Genomic DNA, 26,795 nt, shown 5'->3' on the forward strand with positions numbered 1-26,795 from the left:
ACTCAGGGTACTGCTATATCATCTTCGCTTACCTATACGAGACTATCACTCTCTATGGTTCGTCTTTCCAAACGATTCTAGTTCACTAAGATTCTAATGTCGCAGCCCTACAACCCCAATATTGCCGTAACAACATTGGTTTGGGCTAATCCGCGTTCGCTCGCCACTACTAACGGAATCACTATTGTTTTCTCTTCCTCCGGTTACTTAGATGTTTCAGTTCACCGGGTTTGCCCCTTTCGGTACTATACCTTCAGTATAGTGGGTTGCCCCATTCGGAAATCTACGGATTATAAGGTATGTGCCCCTCCCCGTAGCTTATCGCAGCTTATCACGTCCTTCATCGCCTCTGAAAGCCTAGGCATCCGCCATACGCCCTTATTTAGCTTATTGTACTTTTTGCTTTGACTTGCGTCAAAACGAGCTCTTTATAATTCTTTATAAAAATATTTTTGTTAGAGTATAACCTCTAACTCTCTATCTTGATTCTTTACGATATCATTTTACCAATATGTCAATGAACTTGTTATGAGTCATCACAGGAAACTAAACCTATATAACTCTTTGTGGAGAATACCGGAGTCGAACCGGTGACCTCTTGCGTGCAAGGCAAGCGCTCTAGCCAGCTGAGCTAATCCCCCATATACTAGTAGTTAGTACATAGCAGTTAGTAGTTTCTAACAACTACATCCTCAACTTCTAGAATTTCCTAATCTTTAAATAGTAGTCTCGGGCAGACTCGAACTGCCGACCTCTACATTATCAGTGTAGCGCTCTAACCAGCTGAGCTACGAGACTATTTTAAGATCTTAGTCTTTAGTATAAAATTAACAGCAGAGTAGTAAAATAACACACAATTACTCTTGTAACTCACCATCTTTCTCTAGAAAGGAGGTGTTCCAGCCGCACCTTCCGGTACGGCTACCTTGTTACGACTTAGCCCTAGTTACCAGTTTTACCCTAGGCAGCTCCTTGCGGTCACCGACTTCAGGCACCCCCAGCTTCCATGGCTTGACGGGCGGTGTGTACAAGGCCCGGGAACGTATTCACCGGATCATGGCTGATATCCGATTACTAGCGATTCCAGCTTCACGGAGTCGAGTTGCAGACTCCGATCCGAACTGTGATATGGTTTATAGATTCGCTCCTATTCGCATAGTGGCTGCTCATTGTCCATACCATTGTAGCACGTGTGTAGCCCAGGACGTAAGGGCCGTGATGATTTGACGTCATCCCCACCTTCCTCACGGTTTGCACCGGCAGTCTCGCTAGAGTCCTCAGCATTACCTGCTAGCAACTAACGATAGGGGTTGCGCTCGTTATAGGACTTAACCTGACACCTCACGGCACGAGCTGACGACAACCATGCAGCACCTTGTAAAGTGTCCGAAGAAAAATCTATCTCTAGACCTGTCACTCTACATTTAAGCCCTGGTAAGGTTCCTCGCGTATCATCGAATTAAACCACATGCTCCACCGCTTGTGCGGGCCCCCGTCAATTCCTTTGAGTTTCAATCTTGCGATCGTACTCCCCAGGTGGGACACTTATTACTTTCGCTTAGTCACTGAAATAATCCAACAACTAGTGTCCATCGTTTACGGCGTGGACTACCAGGGTATCTAATCCTGTTCGCTCCCCACGCTTTCGTCCATGAGCGTCAGTATACACGTAGTAGGCTGCCTTCGCAATCGGTATTCTAAGTAATATCTATGCATTTCACCGCTACACTACTTATTCTACCTACTTCCGTATAACTCAAGTCAACCAGTATCAAAGGCAGTTCTACAGTTAAGCTGTAGGATTTCACCTCTGACTTAATTAACCGCCTGCGGACCCTTTAAACCCAATGATTCCGGATAACGCTTGCACCCTCCGTATTACCGCGGCTGCTGGCACGGAGTTAGCCGGTGCTTATTCTTATGGTACCGTCAAGCCTCTACACGTAGAGGGGTTTCTTCCCATATAAAAGTAGTTTACAACCCATAGGGCAGTCTTCCTACACGCGGCATGGCTGGTTCAGGCTTGCGCCCATTGACCAATATTCCTCACTGCTGCCTCCCGTAGGAGTCTGGTCCGTGTCTCAGTACCAGTGTGGGGGATAATCCTCTCAGACCCCCTACCTATCGTAGCCATGGTAAGCCGTTACCTTACCATCTAGCTAATAGGACGCATAGTCATCTTGTACCGATAAATCTTTAACTAATAAGCGATGCCACTCACCAGTATTATGGAGTATTAATCTTCATTTCTAAAGGCTATCCTCCTGTACAAGGCAGATTCTATACGCGTTACGCACCCGTGCGCCGGTCGCCATCCAATTGCAAGCAATTGATGCTGCCCCTCGACTTGCATGTGTTAAGCCTGCCGCTAGCGTTCATCCTGAGCCAGGATCAAACTCTTCATTGTATAATCTTTAATATTATTTATGAATAAGTTTCAAAAGAATTTAACTTTGTTAAAGCTATGTTACTTTACTCTCTATATTTACGCTGTCAATTTCAATATTATCAATGAACTTAATTAATCTCAGCACTCAATCTGTTTCAACCGAAACTTCAACTAATCTAATCTTTGTAAAGACACCAGAATCGAACTGATTAACACTATTATTTGTTATTCCAAAATCTCTGTGATCGTTGCTTTCATTTCCGAAAGCGGATGCAAAACTATAACCTTTTTTTAATCTGACAAAACTTTTTTTGAAATTTTTTTCGATTAATCCTAAACCTAATCTTGCACCAAAAAATCAATGAACTCACGCCTCAAAAACGGACTGCAAATATAGAAACTTTAATTCTAATTCCGCAAGTAAAATTTTAATTATTTTTTAACCTTAATTTTACCAACTATCTACACTCTGTTTATGAACTTCTGCAAACTTCTAAACTGCGTTTCTCCGTTTGCGGGTGCAAAACTACACACTCTTTTTAATCTACACAAACTTTTACAACAAAAAAAATAAAAAAAACACAATAAACAGAAAATCAATAAAATAAAAAAAGGACAATCTTTTTGAAGTGATTGTCATTTATAAAATATTATAAAAACTCTATGCAAATACACAGTATAACTTTAGTAGATTCTTTAATACGATTAAAACAAAATAGTAATGGAAATAACAATATTTAAATCGAAATCTTGGAAAGTAATTTCTTATTTCTTAGATTTTTTCTTCTTCTTTCTCTTTTTTCTCATCTTAGCAAACATCTTTTTATACTCTTCTACATCTACTTCTCCTTTTTTAGATTCTAATATTTTATAAGAATCTAATTTTAATTTTGGCTCTTGTACCTCTAAAACTTCATCTATAAAACCTCTTTGTAAGATATCTTCTATTAAATAATCCTCATTAACTGATTCTGGATGGTACTCATCTTTTAATGATAACTTAAATACATTTGCTGTAGTATTATACCAAAAAGCTTTCCAACCGCTACGAAATTCACGAATATTCTCAAAAACTGTACGACCAGTTTGTCGATGAATTAGTTTTATTAAAACTCTTCCTTCTGTACGGGTCATCTTTTTTATCTGATCTGTAAGTTCTTTTTCTAAATATTTTTGAACTCTTCTAACATAGATTCTTTTTTTTCTATTTGAATCTATTCTATCTAATCTAGCATTCAAACTATCTATTCTTTTTGAAGCTAATGTTGCATAGGGATAAGCTTTGAATACTTTTTTCCTGAACCAATAATAATAATTAACATCAGTTCTAGATTTAAACTTGTGCTTTGGTAAAACAGGAACCTCTTCTAATTTAATCATCAAGGTATCTCCATCTTTAACCAAAAAATATTCATCTGAAAAATTTGGCAAAGAATCTTTAATCTGAGCATTAAGATTAAAAGAAATGATAATAAGGAGTAAAAAAAACTTTTTCATATTTCTTCAGAAAGCAAATACAATTCCAAAGTTATTGTTTTTAAATTAAAAAACTCGTGACTTTAACATCACGAGTTTTTTTAATATTTCTTAATTTATGCTGTCATAATAGCTTCTGCTATTCTTTTGTAAGTACCATTACTTAACTTTTCACGTATAGCTGTAAATGCTTTTATTGTTTCATTTACATCTTCAATTGTATGACGTGCTGTAGGTATTAATCTTAAAATAATCATTCCTTTAGGAATTACAGGGTATACAACAATTGAACAAAACACTCCATGGTTTTCTCTTAAATCGTGAACCATTGCCATTGCCTCAGGTATATCTCCTTTTAAATATACTGGTGTAATACATGTTTGAGTAGTTCCTAAATCGAAGCCAGCTTCTCTTAAACCAGATTGTAATGCGTTAGTTATATCCCATAACTTATCTTTAAGTTCTGGCATTGTACGAATCATATCTAAACGTTTTAAAGCTCCTTTTACCATTGGCATTGGTAAAGACTTAGCAAACATTTGAGAACGCATATTATACTGTAAATATTGAACTACATCTTTATCTCCAGCGAAAAACGCCCCGATACCAGCCATAGATTTTGCAAAAGTAGCGAAATAAACATCGATACCATCTTGAACACCTTGCTCATAACCTGTTCCTCTTCCTCCTTCGCCTAAAGTTCCGAAACCATGAGCATCATCTACAAGTAATCTGAAATTATATTTCTCTTTTAGAGCTACAATCTCTCTTAAACGACCTTGCTCTCCACGCATTCCAAAAACACCTTCAGAAACTAAAAGAATACCTCCTCCAGTTTTCTCTGCCATTTTTGTTGCACGCTTTAAGTTTTTCTCACAACTTTCTATATCATTATGTCTGTATACAAATCTTTTACCAGCATGTAAACGAACTCCATCGATAATACACGCGTGTGTATCCATATCATAAACAATAATATCATCTTTAGAAACTAAAGCATCGATTGCAGATACCATACCCTGATATCCAAAATTTACTAGATAAGAAGCTTCTTTTCCTACAAACTCAGCACACTCTTGCTCTAATTGTTCATGATATTTGGTATGACCCGACATCATTCTAGCTCCCATTGGGTAAGCCATACCATGTTCTAAAGCAGCTTCACCATCTGCTTTTAAAACTTCAGGATGATTTGCTAAACCTAAATAATCATTAATACTCCAAGTAACTACTGGCTTTCCATTAAAGCTCATCCTATTTGAAATAGGACCTTCTAATTTTGGAAAAACATAATATCCTTCTGCTTTATCAGCCCATTTACCTAAGGGACCTTTATCATTCTTAATTCTATCAAATAAATCACTTACCATATTAATATTACATATTTGGAGAGCAAAACTAAGTTTTTTTAAGGGTAATTCAAAAACTTACTCCCTACTTACTTCATTTTTATTACCAAATCGTTAGTATCTACTAAAGTTCCAGATGATAATTGTACTTTTTCTATAATTCCTCTAGAAACTGCAGTTACTGTTGTTTCCATTTTCATTGCTTCAATTACAAATAGTGGCTGATTCTCTTGGACAATATCTCCTTCTTTAACTAATACTGAAGATAATAATCCTTGTAAAGGTGCTCCTACTTGATTTTCATCATCTGGATCTACTTTAATATTTTCAATTTTTTCTACAATTATTGAATTATCTTTTATCGCAACAACCCTCATTTGACCATTAATTTTGAAGAAAACTGTTACATTACCATTTTCATCTGCTTCTGTTTTATGTACAAGAGAAATTAAGACTTTCTTACCAGATTCAATATCAACCATAATCTCCTCTCCTACTTCTAATCCAAAGAAAAAGTTTTTTGTAGGAATATTCATTACATTTCCAAACTTTAGATGCTTGTTATAAGCATCTGTAAATACTTTTGGGTATAATTTAAATGACAAGAAATCTGTCATTTCTAATTCACGCCCCATTCCTTTAGAAAAATTCTCTTTAAACTCAGCAAACTCTTTTTCAAAATTTATTGGTTCTAAATGTTCATTCGGTCTTTCGATATAAGGCTTTTCATTCTTTAAAATAATTTTCTGTAATTTTTCTGGGAAACCACCAACTGGCTGACCTAAATCTCCTTTAAAAAACCCAATTACAGATTGAGGAAATGAAATGCTTTCTCCACGCTCTAAAACATCATCTGTAGTTAAATTATTTGTGATCATGTATTGCGCCATATCTCCTACAACTTTCGAACTAGGAGTTACTTTTATAATATCACCAAACATTTGATTTACTTCTCCATACATTTTTGTAACCTCTGGAAATTTATCTTCTAAACCTAAAGCAATCGCTTGACCTTTTAAATTTGAATACTGTCCACCAGGAATTTCATGTTCGTATACTTCTCCTGTTCCTGCTTTTAACCCAGATTCGAACGGATAGTAATAACTTCTTACTGCTTCCCAATAATTAGAATACTCAGCGAGTTTTTGAACATCTAAAAGATTCTCTCTTTCATTAAAACGTAACATTTCAACCATTGAGTTAAAATTTGGCTGAGAAGTTAAACCTGATAGTCCACCTAAAGCTACATCAACAACATCTACTCCAGCTTCAATAGCTTTTAAATAAGAAGCCGATTGAATCGATGAAGTATCGTGTGTATGTAAGTGAATCGGAATATTAATTTCTGATTTTAATGCTGAAATTAATTCATAAGCAGCTTGCGGTTTTAATAAACCTGCCATATCTTTTACACCTAAAATATGAGCTCCAGCATTTTCTATATCTTTTGCTAATTGAATGTAATATTTTAAGTTATATTTAGTTTTACTAGGATTTAAAATATCTCCTGTATAACAGATTGAAGCTTCTGCTAAACCTTTAGTTTTATTTCGAACATGTTTAATACATGGCTCTATGGATTTCATCCAGTTTAATGAATCGAATATTCTAAATACATCAACTCCTGTTTCCCAAGATTTTTCTACAAATTTTTCAATTAGATTATCAGGATATGCTGTATAACCAACTCCATTTGAACCTCTTATCAACATCTGTAATAATACATTAGGCATTGCTTTTCTAAGTAATGCTAATCTTTCCCATGGGTTTTCTTGCAAAAAACGTAAACAAACATCAAAAGTTGCTCCACCCCATACCTCCATACTAAAGATATCAGGGAAGTTTTTAGCATAACCTTCAGCAACTTTTAACATATCTATAGTACGCATTCTTGTTGCGAGTAGGCTTTGATGCGCATCTCGCATTGTAGTATCTGTAAAATGAATTTTTTTCTCTTTCTTCAACCAATCTGCAAACTTTTCAGGACCTAATTCTGTTAATAAATCTTTAGTTCCTTTCGGATGTTTATCTAATTTTGGAAATTTAGGTACTACTGGTTTCGCAAATTGATGGCTTAAATCTACTTTTTTAACATCTGAGTTACCATTAACTACAACTTCTCCTAAAAAGTTAATTAATTTATTAGCTCTATTCTTAGGTTCTTTAAATTCGAAAAGTTTTGGTTCATTTTTAATAAAATTAACTGTAACCTCTCCTTTTCTAAATGTTTGATGATTTAATATATTCCTTAAGAAAGCAATATTCGTTTCTACTCCTCTAATTCTAAATTCTACTAAAGCACGTAACATTTTTCTACAAGCTCCATCTAACGTTCTACTTCTTGCAGAAGCTTTAACTAACATTGAATCGAAAAAAGGTGAAATTTTAACTCCTTGATAAATACTTCCAGCATCTAAACGAATTCCAAAACCAGAAGCACTACGATAAGTAGTTACAGTTCCATAGTCAGGTTTAAAATCATTTGCTGGATCTTCAGTAGTAATTCTACATTGTAATGCGTATCCTGAAACTACAATTGACTCTTGATTTGGAATTTTTATCTGTGTATCAGATAATTTATAACCACCAGCTATAAATAATTGGGTTTTTACCAAGTCTATATTTGTTACCATTTCTGTAACTGTATGTTCAACCTGAATTCTTGGATTCACTTCGATGAAATAAATACTATTATCTTCATCTACTAAAAATTCGACAGTACCAATGTTATTATAGTCAACAGCTCCACAAATATTTAAAGCATATTGATATAAATCATCTTTAATTCCTTGAGGTAATCCATAAGAAGGAGCTATCTCAATTACTTTTTGATAGCGTCTTTGCACCGAACAATCTCTTTCAAATAAGTGCACCATGTTTCCATGAGTATCTGCAACAATTTGAATTTCGATATGTTTTGGATTTTCAACAAACTTTTCTAAAAAAACTGTATCGTCTCCAAAGGCATTTAACGCTTCTCTTTGCGCTTCTGGATATGCTTTTTTAAGATCATTAGCATTACGAATAACTCTCATACCTCTACCTCCACCACCGGAAGCAGCTTTAAGCATGATCGGATAACTAATCTTATCAGCTTCTTCTAAAGCTATCTCTATTGAAGTTAAATCTCTATCACTACTTTGAATGATAGGAACATTATTAGCTACTGCTACTTCTTTAGCAGTAATTTTATCACCTAAAGCTTTTAGTACAGAAACTTTTGGTCCAACAAAAATAATTCCATTGTCTTCACATTTTTGAGCGAATTCGGCATTTTCTGATAAAAATCCATACCCTGGATGAATTGCATCTACACTATTCTCTACTGCAACTTTAATAATTGCATCTATATCTAGATACGGCTTTAAAGGTTCATTATCTTCCCCTATTTGATAACATTCATCTGCTTTGTACCTGTGTAAAGAGTATCTATCTTCATAAGTGTAAATCCCAACAGTTTTTATCCCTATCTCTACACAGGCTCTAAAAACTCTAATTGCAATTTCTCCTCTATTTGCTACTAAAACTTTGTTGATTTTCATTCCTTGTTTTTGTTGTAATTTGTTTGTGTTTTGTTGTTCTTCAAAGTTAAATCAAATTCATTTTTTTTCTCAACAAAAACATGTTTTTATACTAAAAAAAACAATATTTTAACAGATTCATAAATTTTGTATAAATAAAAAAACGATTTATCATTATTTTATTATCAATTTGATAATTTAACAAAAACCGCTCTTTTTACAACAAAATGAAAATCGTTTTCGTAATTTTTTATTATTGCGAAAACTTATCCAAAAACACAAAAAGATGTCTAAATTAGACATCCTTTTACTTTATATTTTTAATAAATTAACTTAAAACTTTTCTTTTCCTAGAAGACAACTCTTTAACAAAAGGTTGTTTATATAATCTATTTTTAAGAGCCTTATAAATAGCATTTGCTACAGCTCCACCTGCTGGTGGTAAACCTGGCTCTCCTAATCCGGTTGGAGACAATTCATTTTTTACGAAATGAACATCTACCTGTGGAGTTTCATTCATTCTGATTAAACGATAGGTATCGAAATTTTTATGAGAAGGTTTTCCGTTTTCAAAAGATAAATCTCCATACATTGCATGTCCGATTCCATCTAAAACTCCTCCTTGAATTTGATTAATTGCTCCTGTAGGATTAATTAAAATTCCGCAATCTACAGCAGCTGTAATTTTCTTAACTACAGGTAAACCATCTTTCATTTCTATTTCGGCAACCTCGGCAACATGTGTATTATGACTATAATAAGCTGCAAAACCTTTAAAAACCCCTTCTTTTTGTTCTTTCCAGTTTGATTTTTCAGCGGCTAACTTTATCGTATTCTCCATTCTTTCTCCTGAGTATTCGATTTTTTTATCTGTAGAATCTTTTACATTTTGTAATAATTCTAATCGTAACTCAACTGGATCTTTCTTTAATTCTTCAGCTAATTCATCAAAGAAAGTTTGCTCAGCAAAAGCTAAGAAGTTGGTATACGGAGCTCTCCATGCGCCTGTTGTGATGTCACTCTTATAGCTTTTTGTAGATACTTTATAATTCGGAATACATCCAGCTGGAAAGAAATTCGGAATTAAATCATACATATTACTATTAATCGCTGCTTCTTTTAAATGATATCCTGTTAATTTTCCATCTTTTATTGATGCTGCAATTCTATATTTAATTGCTGGACGATAAATTCCATCTGTCATATCATCTTCTCTTGAGAAAACAACTTTCACTGGTTTTTTAGCTAGATTTGATATTTCAGCTGCTTCTAAAGCAAAATCACCATATAATCTTCTTCCAAATCCACCACCCATTCTTGTCATTTCAAGATCAATTTCTTCTTCTTTTCTTTTCAATAACTGAGCAACTCTACCAGCTGTCCATTGTGGTGTTTGAATTGGTCCAACTAAATGAATTTTCTCAGCTGTAACATTAGCATAAAAATTCATTGGTTCCATACAGTTATGCGGTAAGAAAGGAGAATCATATGTTCTTTCTAAAACTTTATCTGCTTCAGCGAAAGCTTTCTTTACATTTCCATCTTCTCTTCTAACATCAAATTCTTTTCCGTCTAAAATCTTAATCAACTCTTTATTATGATCGACAGTACTTTCTAAATTTTGATCATCACTCCAAATAGCTTTCAATGCTTTTTTACCTTTCATAGCTGCCCATGTGTTAGTACCAATTACAGCAACCTTATCTCCAAATTTGATTACATCTGAAACTCCATTTACTTTTTTAGCTTCAGCATCATCAAAACTCTCTAATTTTTGTCCGAATGCTGGTGGACGTAATACCGAAGCATATACCATTCCATCAGCTTTATAATCTAAACCAAATAAAGGCTTACCTGTAACGATGTTATCTAAATCAACATTTAAAGCATCTTTCCCTATAATCGTATATTCTGATGGCTTTTTTAAAGTTACATTTTCTGGAACCTCTAAAGCAGCCGCTTCACTTACAACTTCTCCATAACCTAATGTATCTCCATTTGCATTAGTTATAATTCCTTTTGAAGCTTTACAAGTATTTGCATCAACTCCCCATTTCGCAGCAGCAGCATTAATTAACATTTGCTTTGTAGTAGCTCCTGTTTGACGTAATGCATCCCAACCAAAACGAATTGACTGACTTCCTCCTGCAACCTGACGTTTGTATTCTTTCTTGTTATATTTTGCTTGTGCAACATGCACTTTATCCCATTCTACATCTAATTCTTCAGCAATAATCATTGGCATTGCTGTTTTTACTCCCTGACCAATTTCTGGGTTTGGAGAAAAAATTGTTACATAACCATTATCTGCTATTTTGATAAAAGCATTAAAATCGTTGAAATTTAAATTTGCAATATCTACAGCTGGTTTTGCTTCTGGTTTACAAGCAGTGAATAAATTAAAACCAACTAACATTCCTCCACTTGCTAGCGCTGAAGTTCTTAAAAAGTTTCTTCTACTAAATCTGATATTATTTTGTTCTGTACTCATGATAATTAGATTTAAGACATTTTTTTAGCGGCTACAGCTACAGCTTTTTCTATTCTGTTATAAGATGCACACCTACAAATGTTTCCATGCATTGCCTCTCTAATTTCTGTTGAAGTAGGATTTGGGTTTTCTTTTAGAAAAGAAGCAGCAGTCATAATTTGTCCTGCTTGACAATATCCGCATTGTGGAACATCAACTTCTTTCCAAGCTTCTTGTAAAGGATGATCTCCTTCTTTAGAAAGTCCTTCTATAGTTGTGATTTCTTCTTTATCTAAAATAGAAACTTGTAATTGACAACTTCTAGTAGCTACGCCATCTACATGAACAGTACAAGCACCACATTGTGCTATACCACATCCAAATTTTGTTCCTACTAAATTTAATTCATCTCTTAATATCCAAAGTAAAGGGGTATCTGAATCGGCAGTAACTGTTACCAATTCACCATTGATTTTTAGATTATAGGTTGGCATTTATATGTTGGTTTATAATTCAGCTATATAAGTTACAAAAAAAATAGCTATCCGAAGACAGCTATGATTCTTTTAAGAATTATTTAATATTAAATATATCATTTAATTGTTTTAAATTTATTTGACCAAAACCTCATCTATAATTCCTTGAACAACTTCTGGGTTTAACAGAGTACTTGTATCTCCAAGATTACCTATATCATTTGAAGCAATCTTTCTTAAAATTCTTCTCATAATTTTTCCTGAACGTGTTTTTGGTAATCCTTGTGTAAATTGAATTCTATCCAATTTTGCAATTGGTCCGACTTGCTCAGTTATAATTTGATTAATTTCTTTTCTTAGATTTTCATGATTACGAGATTCACCTGTGTCTTTTAAAATCACATAACCATACAATGCATTTCCTTTAATATCATGAGGAAATCCAACAATAGCAGATTCCGCAACAGCAGGATGTTCGTTAATTGCATCTTCTATTGGAGCAGTTCCTAAATTATGTCCTGAAACAATAATAACATCATCTACTCTACCTGTAATTCTGTAATAACCAACCTCATCTCGCAAGGCTCCATCCCCTGTAAAGTACTTATTTTCAAAGGCTGAAAAATAAGTATCTTTATATCGTTGATGATTTCCCCAAATTGTTCTTGCCATTGAAGGCCAAGGAAACTTAATACATAATCGACCTTCTACCTGATTTCCTTTAATTTCTTTTCCTTCTTCATTCATTAAAGCGGGTTGAATTCCTGGAAAAGGCAAAGTTGCATATGTAGGTTTTGTTGGGGTAGAAAAAGGAATAGGTGTAATCATAATTCCTCCTGTTTCTGTTTGCCACCAGGTATCTACAATTGGACTTTTTCGTTTTCCTATATTATCATCATACCAGTGCCAAGCCTCTTCATTTATAGGTTCACCTACCGTTCCTAAAATTTTTAATGATGATAAATCACTTGATTCTACATGAGATAAACCTTCTTTAGCTAATGCTCTAATTGCTGTTGGTGCAGTGTAAAACTGATTCACTTTATGTTTTTCTACAATTTGCCAAAAACGACTATAATCTGGGTAACTTGGAACACCTTCGAACATTACCGTGGTAGCTCCATTTGCTAATGGTCCATAAACAATATAACTATGCCCAGTTATCCAGCCAATATCTGCAGTACACCAATACACATCATTTTCTCTGTATTGAAAAACATTTTTAAAAGTATACGCTGTATACACCATATATCCTGCTGTTGTATGTAACATTCCCTTTGGCTTACCTGTTGAACCTGAAGTATATAATATAAAAAGAGGATCTTCTGCATTCATTATTTCTGCTTCACATTTATCAGATACTTCATCTAACAATGGTTGTAACCATTCATCTCTACCTTCTTTTATATTTATATCTGATTTTGTTCTTTGTACAACCAAAACATTTTCAACACATGGGCATTCCTCTAAAGCTTCATCTACTATACCTTTTAAATCTATGGTTTTATTTCCTCTATAAGAACCATCCGAAGTAATCACCATTTTACATTCTGAATCGTTGATTCTTGTTGCTAAAGCTGTAGAAGAAAAGCCAGCAAAAACAACTGAATGTATTGCTCCAATTCTTGCACAAGCTAGAAGAGAAATAGCAAGTTCTGGTATCATTGGTAAATAAATACAAACACGATCTCCTTTTTTAATTCCTCTCGATTTTAAAACATTAGCTAGTTTATTAACTCTTTTATATAAATCATTATATGTAATATGTTCTGCTTTTTCATTTGGGTTATTAGGCTCAAATAAAATAGCGGTTTTATCTCCTCTTGTTACTAAATGGCGATCGATACAGTTTTCGGTAATGTTCAATTGTGCTCCTTCAAACCATTTCACTTCAGGTTTCGTAAAATCCCAACTTAAAACATTATTCCATCGTTTCCTCCAAAGAAAATGTTCTTCTGCAATTTCTTCCCAAAAATTTTCTGGATTACGAACAGATCTTCTATATACTTGAAAGTATTCTTCTAGATTTTTAATGTGATAATTACTCATGATTTGGTTATTTATATGATAAATCTATTCTTTTTTTATCAAAAAATAACTCTTAAAAAAAAATATTTAAAAATGTTTTCAAAATGATGTTTTTTGTAGTTAATTCTACTCTATTTGTCGATTTTTTTTGGTTGTAAAAAATTAAACCCAAGAAAAAAAAACCCAAAAAACAACATTATCAACCAATTAAAAACCACTACAACTCAATCTCTTCTAACATGAGATTATAATCATATTGTAAATCTTCATGTAAAGTTAACATAGCTTTTTTAGCAAGTCGTAATTGAGTTTCAAATACCTTTTGAAGTCTTGGACTTTTTTTTATTGAAGGTTTAAAACGTTTTAATTTTAAACAGAAATATAACAACAATTCAACTTCTGTACTTTTCTTTTTTGAATAACGAATTTGTTTTTTTATTGATGTAAGAATTTTACGAACACTCTTTCTTATGTAAAAAAAGCTTTTGGTGTTTATTTCACTAAACATTTCATCTATTTCAATTTTTACAGTTTTAATATATCTATCTTCATCTTGAGCTTCAAACAATAAATAGGTTAGTAATTCTTTATTTTCTTTTTTAAATCGAGTTAACGTTAGACATAGTTCTAATAATTCTGAAGAAGTTTTATATTTTAATTCGTCTTTTATTGTTTTAATTGAAGCTGCTTTCATGAATTACCGTCTTTCTTTATTTGATCAAAACTATCAAAAAGTCTTTGTTTCGCCATGCTAAATATCCTTCTATTAAATTCTGAAGTATTTTTTTGATATTCCAAAAACTCATCTTTTGTAAACTGACCTATTATTATTCCAAGAATAAGATTTCTAATAACGACATTTTTAGAGAATGATTTATCTAAAGTTTCTTGAAACTTATCTTTATTTAAATTTACGAGTTTGATCTTTTGTTGTATACTCCAATTTTTAAATGTTAATATTAAAATTTCGTGCTGCAACTTTAAAATTGGCCGTAATACTTCATTTTGAAAGTTTTCATCTGATTTGACTGAAATCAAATTTAAAACAGGTCGTATGCTTTTTTTATCCATAATTATTTTTATTATGTATTTAAAGTTAAACTAAAAAAGAGAAGTTATAACTAACTTCTCTTTTTTTCATCTATTTGTATTCAATTTAAATTTTATTTAGCATTCAAAAAATCTGTAACATTTTTTTCTATTCTCTCTGTAATATTCTCAGTATTGGCTTTTACAAATTTCTCTCCTGTTATTTGCTCATACAATTCTATATAACGATTCGAAATTTCAAGGATTTTTTCATCACTCATTTCAGGAATTTGTTGTCCGTCTTTTCCTTGAAATCCGTTTTCAATTAACCATTGACGAACAAACTCTTTAGATAATTGTTTTTGTTTCTCGCCTTTATCTTGTCTTTCTTGATAACCATCTGCATAGAAATATCTAGAAGAATCTGGTGTATGAATTTCATCAATTAATACAACTTTACCATCCTTTGTTTTACCAAATTCATATTTTGTATCCACTAGAATTAATCCGCGTTTCGCTGCTATTTCAGTACCTCTTTGAAATAATTTTCTAGTGTAATCTTCAAGAACTATATAATCTTCTTCAGAAACAATTCCTTTAGCTAAAATATCTTCTCTAGAAATATCTTCGTCGTGCTCACCATTATCGGCTTTTGTTGAAGGTGTAATAATTGGCTCAGGAAATTTATCATTTTCCTTCATTCCTTCTGCCATAGTAACACCACAAAGCATTCTTTTCCCTGCTTTATATTCACGAGCTGCATGACCCGATAAATATCCACGGATAACCATTTCAACTTTAAAAGGCTCACATAAATGACCTACAGCTACATTTTCATCAGGATTTGCAACTAACCAATTCGGAACAATATCAGCTGTATCATTCATCATTTTAGTAGCAATCTGATTTAAAATCTGACCTTTAAAAGGAATTTGACGAGGCATAATTACATCAAATGCAGATAATCTATCTGAAGCAATCATGACTAATTGCTCATCATTTATATTATAGACTTCTCTTACCTTTCCTTTATACACTGACTTTTGTCCAGGAAAATTAAAGTTTGTTTCGTTTATTGTATTCATTGTTGCGTTGTTGTAAACCGCAAAAGTAAACTTTTTAATCTTTTTTAGGAATTCTTTTTATCTGCTTAATGTTATCTGAAATCGGTGTAACAGAAACTACCTTTTCTTTTTGTTCAACATAAAATATAAATGAACTATTTTGACCAATAACTTGAACGTCTTTTTGAGAATTATCTTTAAATATTAATTTGTAATTAGGCTTGATTTCTTTAGTCTTAATCTTATGATTTTTTCCTAACCCCATTCCCAATCTTAAAGAGACAAACAAAATAAAAAATAAAAATAATAAACCTTCTGCTAGTCCTTTTTTCTCTTTTAAGTCTTTAAATGCTTTTTCCCTACGCTCTATATTATGCATTTTTCCATACCACTTTTTGTGTTTGTGTTTTTTATGGAGTGCATACGACCATTTGGTTACATATTTATATAGAAGAAAAAAACAAATAACTAAAGCTAATGTTAACTTTAAACTATCTGTAAGTAAACTAAAAGGAGATATTAAAGCATCTAAAATGGATACATAATTTAAATATTGAACTTCTAATACTGCATAAAAAAGTGCATCACTTACTATTCCTAATAGAATAAAGTAAACATATAAAACGTAAAAATTCTCTTGTAAACTTAGTTTTTTAAAAATCAATTTATTCCGTTTCTATACTTTTATAAGCCTTAATAATTTTCTTCACTAATCGGTGTCGAACTACATCTTTATCGTCTAAATAAATTTGACCAACTCCTTCAATACTTTTCAATGCTAATAATGCTTCTTTTAAACCTGAAACTTGTTTACGGGGTAAATCTATTTGACCAGGATCTCCAGTAATTACAAACTTTGCATTTTTTCCCATACGCGTTAAAAACATTTTCATTTGTGCATGAGTTGTGTTTTGAGCTTCATCTAAAATCACAAAGGCATTATCTAATGTTCTACCACGCATAAATGCTAAAGGTGCAATTTGTATTGTTCCATTTTCTATGTAAGCCTGTAATTTTTCTGATGGAATCATATCACGCAAACCATCATATAAAGGTTGCATATATGGATCTAACTTTTCTTTTAAATCTCCCGGTAAAAAACCTAAATTTTCACCAGATTCTACAGCAGGACGCGTTAGTATAATTCGTCTAACATCTTTTTCTTTTAAAGCTTTTACAGCCAAAGCAACTGCTGTATATGTTTTACCTGTTCCTGCAGGACCAACTGCAAATAATAAGTCATTCTCTTTCATTAATTGAACCATCTTACGCTGATTCTCTGTTTGTGGTTTTATAATTTTACCACTTACTCCATGTACAAGTATATCACTCTTATTTCCGAACTTTCTTTCTTCTTCTTCCTTTCCATTAGATGTTAAAATACGCTCTATACTATTCTCATCAAGTTTATTATACTTATTAAAATATTTAATTAAACGTTCTAAACGTATTTCAAATTCATCTAAAATTTCTGGATCACCATAAACTTTCAATTTATTTCCTCTAGCTACTATTTTAATTTTAGGAAAATAATTTTTCAATAATGAAATTGTACTGTTCTGTGCTCCAAAAAATTCTTTTGGATTAATTTCCGTTAGTTCAATAACTCTTTCGTTCAAATGCTATAATTTTTAATTTTATTATGTTTAAATGTAGTAATTATTTTATTCATTTATGTAGCTTTGCCTTAAATTTCGATAGAGTTTTTCACAAAATAATTAACAATTAAAGCATTACATGGCGCTTATTACTTTAACTACAGATTTTGGCCTTAAGGATCATTTTGTTGGTGCTGTAAAAGGTGCAATATATTCTGAATTGCCTAATGCTAAAATTGTTGATATTACACATCTCATTACTCCTTTTAATATTACTGAAACTGCATATATACTCAAAAATGCATATAAGAGTTTTCCAAAAGGGACCATACATATTATAGGTGTAGATTCTGAATTAAGTGTAGAAAATAAACATATAGCAATAGAACTTGATGGACATTACTTTATTTGTCCGGATAACGGAGTAATTTGTATGATTGCTTCTGAAGTACAACCTGCTAAAATTGTTGAAATTAATATTCATAATCATATAGAAAGTAGTTTTCCTGTATTAGATGTTTTTGTTAAAGTTGCAACTTTTATTGCAAGAGGTGGAAAATTAGATGTCATTGGAAAAGAAATACAATCACATAAGAAATTAATAGAAATTCAACCTAAAGTTAATCAAGATCGCAATTTGATTGTTGGTGGTGTCATTTACATAGACAATTATGGCAATGTAATAAGTAATATCAGTAAAAAAGCGTTTGATGATATTGGTAAAGGAAGAGAATTTACTGTTACGGCAAGACGTTATACTTTTAAGAAAATTTTCAATAAATATAATGAGATTGTCAACTTTACCAGTGAAGATATTCGTCAATATGATGGAAATAAATTAGCCTTGTTTAACACAGCTGGATATTTAGAAATTGCTGTTTTTAGAAGTAATTTAAAAACTGTAGGAGGTGCTTCTTCCCTGCTAGGTTTACGATACAGAGATACCATTTCTGTTGAATTTCATGAAGAAGAAAAACCAGATTTTACAACCGTTTAATTAAAATATTATGTTTGTTCGTATCGTTAAAATGAGCTTTCAACCAGAAAAAATAGAAACTTTCTTAGTAAACTTTGATAAGAAAAAAGAATATATACGAAAATCACCTGGTTGTCGTTTATTAGAATTGTATAGAGATAAAACAAATCCGAATATTTTCTTTACCTATAGTTATTGGAATGAAGAACAAGATTTAGAAAATTACAGAAATTCTGAATTATTTAAATCTATTTGGGCTGAAACTAAAGTATTTTTTAACGATAAGCCTCTTGCTTGGAGTGTTGATAAAGTCGTAAGTTTGACTTAAATTATGAAATCAATATTAAAAAAAGAACTTAATTCTTTCTTTGGATCACCTATAGCATATTTGGTTATTGGTGTCTTCTTATTAGTAAACGGTTTATTCTTGTGGGTTTTTAATGATAATTTTAATATCTTAAACGCAGGATATGCTGATTTAAATTCATTTTTCTATTTAGCGCCTTGGTTATTTTTATTTTTAATTCCGGCTATAACCATGAAAAGTTTTGCTGATGAATATAACTTAGGAACTATTGAAATTTTAAAAACCAAACCTTTAACTAACTGGGATATTGTTTTAGGAAAATTTTCAGCTAGTTTAATCTTAGTTATTATAGCGTTATTACCTACACTAACGTATGTGTATAGTATTTATGCACTAGGAAATCCTAAAGGGAACTTTGATTCTGGAAGTTTAATTGGTTCTTATTTTGGTTTGTTATTTTTAGCATCAGCCTACACAGCTATTGGATTATTTACCTCTACCCTATCTAAAAATCAAATTATTGCTTTCATTCTAGGCATTGTCATATCTTTTTTTATGTTTTATGGTTTTGATGCCATAGCAAACTTATCTAATAGTTCTAATTACTACATTAGAAATTTCGGATTTAACGAACATTTTAAAAGCATTAGTAGAGGTGTTATAGATACTAGAGATTTAATTTACTTTATCAGTATAACATTCATCTTTTTATTCATCACTAAAGCACGATTAGAAAATGAATAAAAAAATCAAAAAAACAGCTATTGTTATTGTTGGAATATTAGTGCTTAATTTTTTAAGTAACTCTTTTTTTAAACGATTCGATTTAACAAAAGACAAACGCTATACATTATCAGAAGTTACTATTGATTTATTAAATGAACTGGATACTGACTTAATTATAAATGTATATTTGGAAGGTGATTTTCCTTCTGAATTTCAGCGTTTGCAAATTGAAACGCGTCAGTTTCTAGAAGAACTTGAAGCTAAAAACAGAAATGTTCGTTTTCGTTTCATTGACCCTTATGATATTCGAAAAGAATTGATTAAAAATGGAATGATGCCTAGTCAACTTTCTGTTGAAGAAGACGGAAAATTATCTGAAGCTTTTATTTTCCCTTGGGCTGAAATCTTCTATAAAAATCGTTCTCAAAAAGTTTCTTTATTATCAAATTCTTTATTTAAAACTCAAGAGGAACAACTAGAAAATGCTATAGCTGCTTTAGAACATTCTTTTGCTAGTGGAATTGAAATTATCACACAAAAACAGCCTAAAACCGTAGCCGTAATATCAGGAATTGGAGAACTTGAAGATATTAAATTATATAGTTTTTTAAGCGAATTAGGAAAGAAATACAGACTTGCTAAATTCACTTTAGACTCTGTAAATAAAACTCCTGAAAAAACATTAGAACAATTAAAAAAATTCGATTTATCGATAATAGCTAAACCTACAGAGAAATTTTCTCCTGAAGAAAAATTGACTTTAGATCAGTATATTATGAATGGTGGTAAAACTTTGTGGATGATTGATAATTTAAGCGCAGATACCGACAGTTTATATAATCAAGGTAAAATGCTAGCTTTTCCAAGAGATTTAAATTTAACTGATTTATTATTTAGTTATGGCGTACGTGTAAATAATAAATTAGTTCAAGATTTATATGCTTCTAAATTAACTTTAGCTGCTGGTAATACTGGAAACCAAACTCAATTTGAAAATTTCAACTGGTTTTATCATCCTTTAGTTACTGGAAATCCTTCACATCCAATTACGAAAAACGTACTACCTGTAAGATTTAGGTTTACCACGCAATTAGACACTCTTCAAAAGAATGTAAAGAAAACTCCTCTTTTAGTTAGCTCTGTATTAACTAAACTTTCTGGAACTCCTAAAATTATCGAGTTAGAAAGTATAACACAAGAACCAAAGCAACAGGAATACGCAGCTGGAAGTCAGTTATTAGCTGTTCTATTAGAAGGTGAATTTGAATCTGCTTACAGAAGCAGAACGAAACCTTTTAATTCTAAAGATTATACCGAAAAATCGAAACTCAATAAAATGGTTGTAATAGCTGATGGTGATATTGGAAAAAATCAACTATTAAAAGGTAAGCCTTACGATTTAGGAGTTGACAAATGGACACAGGAACGCTTCGGAAACAAAGATTTTCTAGTAAATACAGTAGATTATCTTTTAGATGATAATGGTTTAATAGATTTAAAAAATAAATCTATACAGCTTCGAGTTTTAGACAAGAAAAAAGCTTACACAGAGAAAAGATCTTGGCAATTATTCAATATTGCATTACCTATTTCTCTATTATTAACTTTCGGATTTGTATTCAACTATATAAGAAAAAGAAAGTATAGTTAAACAATACACTTTAGAAATTATTTAGATAACTCTGGTAAAGAATTAACAGTTAAGTATCAAACAAAAAGACTTGTTTAAAATTGGTTTTTATTTGTTAGGTAAATTCAACAAATCATTATAAATGAAAGTATAATTTAATCTTTGGATTAACTTATCTGAACTTATTTTTTTAAACATCAACTCAGTTTCATTTTTAAACTTAGGTTGGGATTTACCCAAACTCTTTCTAGCTTCTGTATAAAATTCTTTACGAGTTGGATGATGATCTGTACAAACATTAAAGGTTTCCCCAAAAATATCTAAATCAATTATTTTTGACAGAATTTCTATACAATCTTCTCTATGAATCATATTTACAAATCCTTCTGGTTGAGGAATTTCTTTTTCCGCAAACCAATTGCCTGGCTGTCTATTAGCTCCAAACAATCCAGCAAAACGAATTATAGTAGTAGAAAAATTTCTATTACTTCTAAAAAGTGACTCAACATTAGATAATAAAGAATCAATTGTTTCATCTTCTTCTGTATAAGTTTTATTACCTCTTGGATAAACTGAAGTAGAACTTATAAAAATCACTTTTTTAACTGATGACTTTTCTATTTCATTAATCAAGTTTTCAAAAGCTTCTATTTTTTTTGAAGTAATCATGATTAATAAAACATCGCAATTCATGAAATTTTTATAATCTAAATTTTCTTCTATATTAATCAAATATCCATTTACATTTGCTTGTTTTAAAACTTCGAGTTTTTGCTTTGTAGTTGTAGAACCATTAACCGAAATTCCGTTATTAATAAATTTTTTTGCCAATGGTAATCCTAACCATCCACAACCTAAAATACTATATCTTTTATTATTCATAGTTTAACAACCTTCGTCACAACAATTATCATCTTTTACTAATTTACAGGTAGCTACAGCTAATAATGCTCCAATAATTGGGGCTAAAATATATAACCATAAATATTCTAATTGACCAGAAACTAAAGCAGGAGCAATTGATCGAGCTGGATTCATTGAAGCTTTAGTAATTGGTCCAGCAAACATTGCTTCTAGCAAAACTACACCTCCTATTGCTATTCCTGCCATCACTCCTACTTCCTTACTTCCTGTTGAAACATTTATAATTGTTACCATTAAAAAAAATGTTAATAACAGTTCTAATATGAAAGCCCGCATAGCATCAGTGGAAGGAATTGTCGCTCCGTAAAATTCACTATCAGGAAATAAAAACAACAGTAATAAACTCGCTACTAATGCTCCTAAAATTTGAGCTAATATATATTTCGGAACTTCAGACCACGAAAACTTTTTAGCATAGGCAAATGAAATAGTAACTGCTGGATTAAAATGTGCTCCAGAAATTTCTCCAAAAGCATAAATCATAGCCATAACTATTAATCCCCAAGTAATTGCAATTCCAACATGACCAATACTTCCATTGGTAACTTCATTAATTGTCATAGCACCTGTTCCACAAAAAATTAGTGCGAAAGTTCCTACAAATTCTGAAATATATTTTTTCATATCTACAAAGATACAATCTCGTATTTTAAGTTTTTGTTAACATTTATCATTTCATTTAGCCGTAATTTTATAGAGTACAAAAACAAACTTTTATCAACATGAAAAAAATACTTTTAAGCTTATTTATAGCTTCATTAACTTTATCAGGTTATGCACAAGTAACTACTCCTCAACCAAGTCCTTCTGCTAAAATTGAACAAAAAGTTGGATTAACAGATGTTACTGTAGAATACTCAAGACCAGGTATTAAGGGAAGAAAAGTTTTTGGAGATTTAGTTCCTTATGGAAAATTATGGAGAACTGGAGCTAACAAAAACACTATTGTTACTTTTAGTGATGATGTTACTATTGATGGTAAAACTCTTAAAAAAGGATCATATGCTATTTTCACTAAACCTAATGCTTCTTCATGGGAAGTAATGTTTTATACTGATACTAATAACTGGGGAACTCCTAGAAAATTCGATCAAGCTAAAGTAGCTTTAACGACTACTGCTAAAGTTGAAAACATGCCAATGGTTATTGAAACATTTACAATTTCTATTGACGATGTGAAAAATGGTTCTGCTGTTTTAGGTATCTTATGGGAAAATGCCTACGCTGGTATTAAGTTTAATGTTCCTACAGATAAAGCTGTTTCTGCTAGTATAGATAAGGTTATGGCTGGTCCTGGTCCTAATGATTATTATGCTGCTGCTTCTTATTACATGGATGAAGGTAAAGATATTACAAAAGCTCAACAATGGATTGATAAAGCTGTTGAAATGACTAAAGATCAACCACGTTTTTGGTACTTACGCAAACAATCTTTAATTCACGCTAAAGCTGGAGATAAAAAAGGAGCTATTAAAGCAGCAAAAGCTTCTTTAATGCATGCTGAAAAAGCTGGCAACGCAGATTACATTAAACTAAACAAAGACTCTCTAAAAAAATGGGGAGCTTAATATATCTCGCTTAAATTAAAAGTTAAAAACTCGAATTCATAGAATTCGAGTTTTTTTGTATCCTACTTTTATGAATTCTTATACTAGTCTAAGATAATCTACTAATAACTTGAATTATATTTGAACTATAATTGAAGTTTATGTCTGTTTATAAAAAAATCACTGAAATAGGTATTAAGTTTATTCCTAAATCAAAGCTCTTTAAATATGGTTTTAACTTATCTCCAATGTACAGAAGAAGTACCGGAAGAGTTAGACAAATTTCCAATGATTTATTACATGTTAGAGTAAAAATCCCTTTAAGTTACAAAAACAGAAATTATGTAAATTCTATTTTTGGTGGTAGTTTATTCTCTGCTGTAGATCCTATACCAATGATACAATTAATTAATCTTATAGGAGATGATTATGTAGTCTGGGATAAGTCTGCTGAAGTTTATTTTAAACGACCAGCTAAAGAAAATGTATATGCTGATTTTTCTTTTTCTATGGAAGAACTTGATCAAATTAAACAACGAGTTTTAGAAGAAAAGGAAATAGAAATAGTAAAAACTACGCTACTTACAGACAAAACAAACTCCAAAATCTTTTGTGAGGTTCATAAAACAATTTATGTAGCTGATAAGGATTTTTATAAAGAAAAACGTGCTAGAAAAAATAAAAATAATTAATCAATACTCTTTTTTCTAGTAAAATAGAAATATTGATTAATTATTTTATCTATCGTTTATTTTCAGCTACTACTCTCCTATTTCATCAACATTTAAGTCTACTTGCTCAAAAATCATCTCCATTAATTCCTTGTAATAGTATAGCTATTACGATGACTAAACCACAGCCTAAAGCATTTAACCATAAGTAAGGTAACCAGTCTAAATACCAAACAATTATTATTATTAACTGAGTGATTATTGCTCCAATAAACACAGCATTAGATCTTACAAACTTAAAGAAGAATGCTAATAAGAAAATTCCTAATACATTTCCGTAGAATATAGATCCAATAATATTTACTAATTGAATTAAATTATCAAATAAATTTGCAACACAAGCAACTAAAATGGCTAAAATTCCCCATCCTAAAGTGAACCATTTAGACATATTTACATAATGTTGATCACTTTTCTCTTCTTTTACATTTCTCTTGTATAAATCTATTGCTGTTGTAGAAGCTAAAGCATTTAATTCTGAAGCTGTTGAAGACATTGCTGCAGAAAGTATTACTGCTAATAATAAACCTATTAACCCTTTTGGTAAATTATTTAAGATGAAATGAATAAAAACATAATCTTTATCATTTGTTTCCACTTTATCATTAGATTCTTTAATAATGACTTTTGCCTCTTCTTTTATCTTTAAATCTTCTTCGTTTAAAGCTTGTAACTTTGGCTTATTTTCTTCAGTTATTCCACTTAAAATAAGCGTTTTTTTCTCTACTTCAATTGCTCTATGTCGATCTTCTAAAACCTTATATTGATCAGCGTATTGAGAACTAATAACTGCTTCTTTTGCTTTAGGATTAAAATTTAATGGAGAAGCATTAAACTGATAAAATACAAATACCATAACTCCTACCAATAAAATAAAGAACTGCATAGGCACTTTTAATAAACCATTAAAAATTAAACCTAATTGACTTTCTCTTACAGATTTTCCTGATAAATAACGTTGAACTTGACTTTGATCTGTTCCGAAATAAGAAAGCATTAAAAATGTTCCTCCAAGAAAACCAGTCCAAACTGTATATCTATTGTTTAAATCCCAAGAAAAATCTAAAACCTTCATTTTATTACTAGCTCCAGCAATTTCAAGAGCTTTTCCGAAAGTAATTCCGTCAGGTAAATATTGAAGTATTAAGTAAAAAGCAATAAACATTCCTGAGAAAATAATTGCCATTTGTTGTTTTTGAGTAACACTTACAGCTTTTGTTCCTCCACTGACTGTATAAATAATTACCAAAACACCTATGATTATGTTTAAGAAAACAAGATCCCAACCTAATACTGCTGAAAGAATAATTGCAGGAGCAAAAATGGTTATTCCTGCTGCTAATCCTCTTTGGATTAAAAATAAAATAGCAGCTAAAGTTCTTGTTTTAAGGTCAAATCTACTTTCTAAATATTCATAAGCAGTGTATACATTTAGTTTATGATAAATAGGAATAAATACTAAACATATGATAACCATAGCCAATGGAAGTCCGAAATAAAATTGAACAAATCCCATACCGCTATGAAAAGCTTGACCTGGTGTAGATAAAAAAGTGATGGCACTAGCTTGAGTTGCCATTACAGACAAACCGATAGTCCACCACTTTGTGTCATTTCCTCCTTTAATATATTGCTCTACGTCTTTACTTCCTCTAGTTTTCCACGTTCCATAAAGAACAATAAATAATAACGTTATTGAAAGTACAATCCAATCTAAAGTTTGCATGAGAATATTATTTAGTATATAGGTTTGTTATAATTAAAAAGATGACAATGTACGCTAAATTGGCTAACAGTACTAGTGTGTACTCTTTTTTCCATATATACTTTTTTCCCATGTATGTGATTCTTTAGTTATTAATTGTTAGTTGGTTTTTCGAAAAAATTATCTGCTAAAGGTGCTTGAGTAACTAAAGCAGAAGAAAATGTAATTGGATCTCTTGCTGGTTCAGTAGGAACCCCATTATCATTTTTCTGATACCAAGTTATAGATTTTGGTAAAACTAAACCGTTAAGGTTCTCCCAATTATTTATAATAGTATCTTGGATAACCTCATTATTAGTAATTGGTAAGTTATTTATGATTGTAAAACTAAAATATTATTTGTTTAATAAAAAGAAATAAAAAAGGAGCTTTTTAAGCCCCTTTATATTTATAATATTATATAAATAAAGATAATATCTCTAACTTAAGCTTTTAAGTCTCTTTTCAGCCGCTATTTCTGCATCTTTTAATACTTGTTCATCGCAATAATAACGAACATGTGTATGCTTAATAGCTACAGGTTTTAATCCTCCATATACAACAAATTGTCCATCAGCTTCCATCCAGACATTCAAGCCTCCATTTTCACAAATATGAACATTACCTCCATTTACTTCAATTAACTTTTCCTTTGTTAAAACTTTTCCTAAATTTAAAATTGACTTTTTCATTATTACATAATTTTTAATTTATACCTACTCATAAGCTTTTCGGTAACCGCTTTTTCTTTTTACAAATATATTCATACGCTTAAATTATTTCAACACTTGGTTATTAAAAATAATTTTT

General features: G+C 31.3%; 21 protein-coding genes, 2 tRNA genes and 2 rRNA genes (1 of these 25 only partly in view). 6 read left to right on the forward strand and 19 right to left on the reverse strand.

The window, feature by feature from the left end; all coding sequences use genetic code 11:
- The 15 genes from AC2TEO_RS04000 to AC2TEO_RS04070 all read right to left on the reverse strand — a co-directional run.
- A 23S ribosomal RNA gene (locus tag AC2TEO_RS04000) occupies window positions 1-393 on the reverse strand; it reaches 2,391 nt to the left of the window's first position.
- 174 nt (window positions 394-567) lie between these two features.
- Window positions 568-641, reverse strand: a tRNA-Ala gene (locus AC2TEO_RS04005).
- A gap of 83 nt (window positions 642-724) precedes the next feature.
- A tRNA-Ile gene (locus AC2TEO_RS04010) sits at window positions 725-798 on the reverse strand.
- Window positions 799-887: 89 nt separating this feature from the next.
- Window positions 888-2,407: ribosomal RNA gene (locus AC2TEO_RS04015) — 16S ribosomal RNA — on the reverse strand.
- The 16S and 23S rRNA genes sit together here with 2 tRNA genes alongside, the layout of an rRNA operon.
- Window positions 2,408-3,154: 747 nt before the next feature.
- On the reverse strand, window positions 3,155-3,886 hold the full coding sequence (locus AC2TEO_RS04020) for a DUF4294 domain-containing protein (RefSeq protein ID WP_442266872.1): 732 nt from the start codon (window positions 3,884-3,886) through the stop codon (window positions 3,155-3,157).
- Between the two features lie 95 nt (window positions 3,887-3,981).
- Complete coding sequence (capB, locus tag AC2TEO_RS04025) at window positions 3,982-5,235, reverse strand: cysteate-C-fatty acyltransferase (protein WP_442266873.1); 1,254 nt, start codon at window positions 5,233-5,235, stop codon at window positions 3,982-3,984.
- Between the two features lie 68 nt (window positions 5,236-5,303).
- Window positions 5,304-8,756 (reverse strand): pyruvate carboxylase, encoded by a 3,453-nt coding sequence (locus AC2TEO_RS04030; RefSeq protein ID WP_442266874.1) that lies wholly within the window; start codon window positions 8,754-8,756, stop codon window positions 5,304-5,306.
- A 307-nt stretch (window positions 8,757-9,063) separates the two neighbouring features.
- Window positions 9,064-11,226 carry a xanthine dehydrogenase family protein molybdopterin-binding subunit gene (locus tag AC2TEO_RS04035; protein ID WP_442266875.1) on the reverse strand — a complete coding sequence of 721 codons (2,163 nt, stop codon included), beginning with the start codon at window positions 11,224-11,226 and terminating at the stop codon, window positions 9,064-9,066.
- Between the two features lie 11 nt (window positions 11,227-11,237).
- Window positions 11,238-11,699, reverse strand: coding sequence for a (2Fe-2S)-binding protein (locus tag AC2TEO_RS04040; RefSeq protein ID WP_299683304.1), 462 nt, complete (start codon window positions 11,697-11,699; stop codon window positions 11,238-11,240).
- A gap of 117 nt (window positions 11,700-11,816) precedes the next feature.
- Window positions 11,817-13,745 (reverse strand): acetate--CoA ligase, encoded by a 1,929-nt coding sequence (gene acs / locus AC2TEO_RS04045; RefSeq protein ID WP_442267742.1) that lies wholly within the window; start codon window positions 13,743-13,745, stop codon window positions 11,817-11,819.
- 181 nt (window positions 13,746-13,926) lie between these two features.
- Window positions 13,927-14,403: a hypothetical protein gene (locus tag AC2TEO_RS04050; RefSeq protein ID WP_442266876.1), complete on the reverse strand. Its 477-nt coding sequence runs from the start codon at window positions 14,401-14,403 to the stop codon at window positions 13,927-13,929.
- Entirely contained in the window at window positions 14,400-14,780 is a 381-nt protein-coding gene (locus AC2TEO_RS04055) for a glyoxalase (protein WP_442266877.1), read from the reverse strand. The genes AC2TEO_RS04050 and AC2TEO_RS04055 overlap by 4 nt, the downstream gene beginning before the upstream one ends.
- 92 nt (window positions 14,781-14,872) lie before the next feature.
- Window positions 14,873-15,823: a phosphoribosylaminoimidazolesuccinocarboxamide synthase gene (locus AC2TEO_RS04060; RefSeq protein ID WP_442266878.1), complete on the reverse strand. Its 951-nt coding sequence runs from the start codon at window positions 15,821-15,823 to the stop codon at window positions 14,873-14,875.
- Between the two features lie 34 nt (window positions 15,824-15,857).
- A complete protein-coding gene (locus AC2TEO_RS04065) occupies window positions 15,858-16,466 on the reverse strand; it encodes a hypothetical protein (protein WP_442266879.1) in 609 nt (202 codons plus the stop codon).
- A 1-nt stretch (window position 16,467) separates the two neighbouring features.
- On the reverse strand, window positions 16,468-17,421 hold the full coding sequence (locus tag AC2TEO_RS04070) for a PhoH family protein (RefSeq protein WP_442266880.1): 954 nt from the start codon (window positions 17,419-17,421) through the stop codon (window positions 16,468-16,470).
- 118 nt (window positions 17,422-17,539) lie between these two features.
- Between AC2TEO_RS04070 and AC2TEO_RS04075 the strand changes: the two genes are divergently transcribed.
- Genes AC2TEO_RS04075 through gldG form a run of 4 tightly spaced genes read left to right on the forward strand, consistent with a single transcriptional unit; the run spans window position 17,540 to window position 21,060 of the window.
- Entirely contained in the window at window positions 17,540-18,397 is an 858-nt protein-coding gene (locus tag AC2TEO_RS04075) for an SAM hydrolase/SAM-dependent halogenase family protein (RefSeq protein WP_442266881.1), read from the forward strand.
- A gap of 10 nt (window positions 18,398-18,407) precedes the next feature.
- Window positions 18,408-18,704 (forward strand): putative quinol monooxygenase, encoded by a 297-nt coding sequence (locus AC2TEO_RS04080; RefSeq protein WP_442266882.1) that lies wholly within the window; start codon window positions 18,408-18,410, stop codon window positions 18,702-18,704.
- A gap of 3 nt (window positions 18,705-18,707) precedes the next feature.
- Complete coding sequence (gene gldF, locus AC2TEO_RS04085; RefSeq protein WP_442266883.1) at window positions 18,708-19,427, forward strand: gliding motility-associated ABC transporter permease subunit GldF; 720 nt, start codon at window positions 18,708-18,710, stop codon at window positions 19,425-19,427.
- Window positions 19,420-21,060, forward strand: coding sequence for a gliding motility-associated ABC transporter substrate-binding protein GldG (gldG, locus tag AC2TEO_RS04090; RefSeq protein ID WP_442266884.1), 1,641 nt, complete (start codon window positions 19,420-19,422; stop codon window positions 21,058-21,060). The genes gldF and gldG overlap by 8 nt, the downstream gene beginning before the upstream one ends.
- Before the next feature lie 87 nt (window positions 21,061-21,147).
- Here gldG and AC2TEO_RS04095 read toward each other — a convergent pair whose 3' ends face one another.
- Window positions 21,148-21,921, reverse strand: coding sequence for an NAD(P)-binding domain-containing protein (locus tag AC2TEO_RS04095; RefSeq protein ID WP_442266885.1), 774 nt, complete (start codon window positions 21,919-21,921; stop codon window positions 21,148-21,150).
- 3 nt (window positions 21,922-21,924) lie between these two features.
- Window positions 21,925-22,587 (reverse strand): MIP/aquaporin family protein, encoded by a 663-nt coding sequence (locus AC2TEO_RS04100; protein ID WP_442266886.1) that lies wholly within the window; start codon window positions 22,585-22,587, stop codon window positions 21,925-21,927.
- Between the two features lie 98 nt (window positions 22,588-22,685).
- On the opposite strand from AC2TEO_RS04100, the gene AC2TEO_RS04105 reads away from it, so the two are divergent.
- Together AC2TEO_RS04105 and AC2TEO_RS04110 are read left to right on the forward strand one after the other, a co-directional pair.
- Complete coding sequence (locus tag AC2TEO_RS04105) at window positions 22,686-23,531, forward strand: DUF2911 domain-containing protein (RefSeq protein ID WP_442266887.1); 846 nt, start codon at window positions 22,686-22,688, stop codon at window positions 23,529-23,531.
- Window positions 23,532-23,671: 140 nt separating this feature from the next.
- Entirely contained in the window at window positions 23,672-24,202 is a 531-nt protein-coding gene (locus AC2TEO_RS04110) for a DUF4442 domain-containing protein (RefSeq protein WP_442266888.1), read from the forward strand.
- A 106-nt stretch (window positions 24,203-24,308) separates the two neighbouring features.
- Here the strand turns inward: AC2TEO_RS04110 and AC2TEO_RS04115 are convergent, their stop codons facing one another.
- Both AC2TEO_RS04115 and AC2TEO_RS04120 read right to left on the reverse strand, forming a co-directional pair.
- The gene (locus AC2TEO_RS04115) at window positions 24,309-25,967 is read right to left on the reverse strand and encodes a sodium:solute symporter family protein (protein WP_442266889.1); all 1,659 of its coding nucleotides are present in this window, start codon (window positions 25,965-25,967) and stop codon (window positions 24,309-24,311) included.
- A 458-nt stretch (window positions 25,968-26,425) separates the two neighbouring features.
- A complete protein-coding gene (locus tag AC2TEO_RS04120; RefSeq protein ID WP_442266890.1) occupies window positions 26,426-26,677 on the reverse strand; it encodes a hypothetical protein in 252 nt (83 codons plus the stop codon).
- Window positions 26,678-26,795 lie beyond the last annotated feature (118 nt).

The organism is Tenacibaculum aquaeponti (genome assembly GCF_057221555.1).

Coding starts and splice junctions, on each gene's coding strand:
- capB (WP_442266873.1), bottom strand. CDS start 5,235: ATGGTAAGTGATTTATTTGATAGAATTAAGAATGATAAAGGTCCCTTA.
- AC2TEO_RS04060 (WP_442266878.1), bottom strand. CDS start 15,823: ATGAATACAATAAACGAAACAAACTTTAATTTTCCTGGACAAAAGTCA.
- AC2TEO_RS04105 (WP_442266887.1), top strand. CDS start 22,686: ATGAAAAAAATACTTTTAAGCTTATTTATAGCTTCATTAACTTTATCA.
- AC2TEO_RS04020 (WP_442266872.1), bottom strand. CDS start 3,886: ATGAAAAAGTTTTTTTTACTCCTTATTATCATTTCTTTTAATCTTAAT.
- AC2TEO_RS04040 (WP_299683304.1), bottom strand. CDS start 11,699: ATGCCAACCTATAATCTAAAAATCAATGGTGAATTGGTAACAGTTACT.
- AC2TEO_RS04075 (WP_442266881.1), top strand. CDS start 17,540: ATGGCGCTTATTACTTTAACTACAGATTTTGGCCTTAAGGATCATTTT.
- AC2TEO_RS04035 (WP_442266875.1), bottom strand. CDS start 11,226: ATGAGTACAGAACAAAATAATATCAGATTTAGTAGAAGAAACTTTTTA.
- AC2TEO_RS04120 (WP_442266890.1), bottom strand. CDS start 26,677: ATGAAAAAGTCAATTTTAAATTTAGGAAAAGTTTTAACAAAGGAAAAG.
- AC2TEO_RS04030 (WP_442266874.1), bottom strand. CDS start 8,756: ATGAAAATCAACAAAGTTTTAGTAGCAAATAGAGGAGAAATTGCAATT.
- AC2TEO_RS04055 (WP_442266877.1), bottom strand. CDS start 14,780: ATGGATAAAAAAAGCATACGACCTGTTTTAAATTTGATTTCAGTCAAA.
- AC2TEO_RS04115 (WP_442266889.1), bottom strand. CDS start 25,967: ATGCAAACTTTAGATTGGATTGTACTTTCAATAACGTTATTATTTATT.
- AC2TEO_RS04080 (WP_442266882.1), top strand. CDS start 18,408: ATGTTTGTTCGTATCGTTAAAATGAGCTTTCAACCAGAAAAAATAGAA.
- gldF (WP_442266883.1), top strand. CDS start 18,708: ATGAAATCAATATTAAAAAAAGAACTTAATTCTTTCTTTGGATCACCT.
- AC2TEO_RS04050 (WP_442266876.1), bottom strand. CDS start 14,403: ATGAAAGCAGCTTCAATTAAAACAATAAAAGACGAATTAAAATATAAA.
- AC2TEO_RS04100 (WP_442266886.1), bottom strand. CDS start 22,587: ATGAAAAAATATATTTCAGAATTTGTAGGAACTTTCGCACTAATTTTT.
- gldG (WP_442266884.1), top strand. CDS start 19,420: ATGAATAAAAAAATCAAAAAAACAGCTATTGTTATTGTTGGAATATTA.
- AC2TEO_RS04095 (WP_442266885.1), bottom strand. CDS start 21,921: ATGAATAATAAAAGATATAGTATTTTAGGTTGTGGATGGTTAGGATTA.
- AC2TEO_RS04110 (WP_442266888.1), top strand. CDS start 23,672: ATGTCTGTTTATAAAAAAATCACTGAAATAGGTATTAAGTTTATTCCT.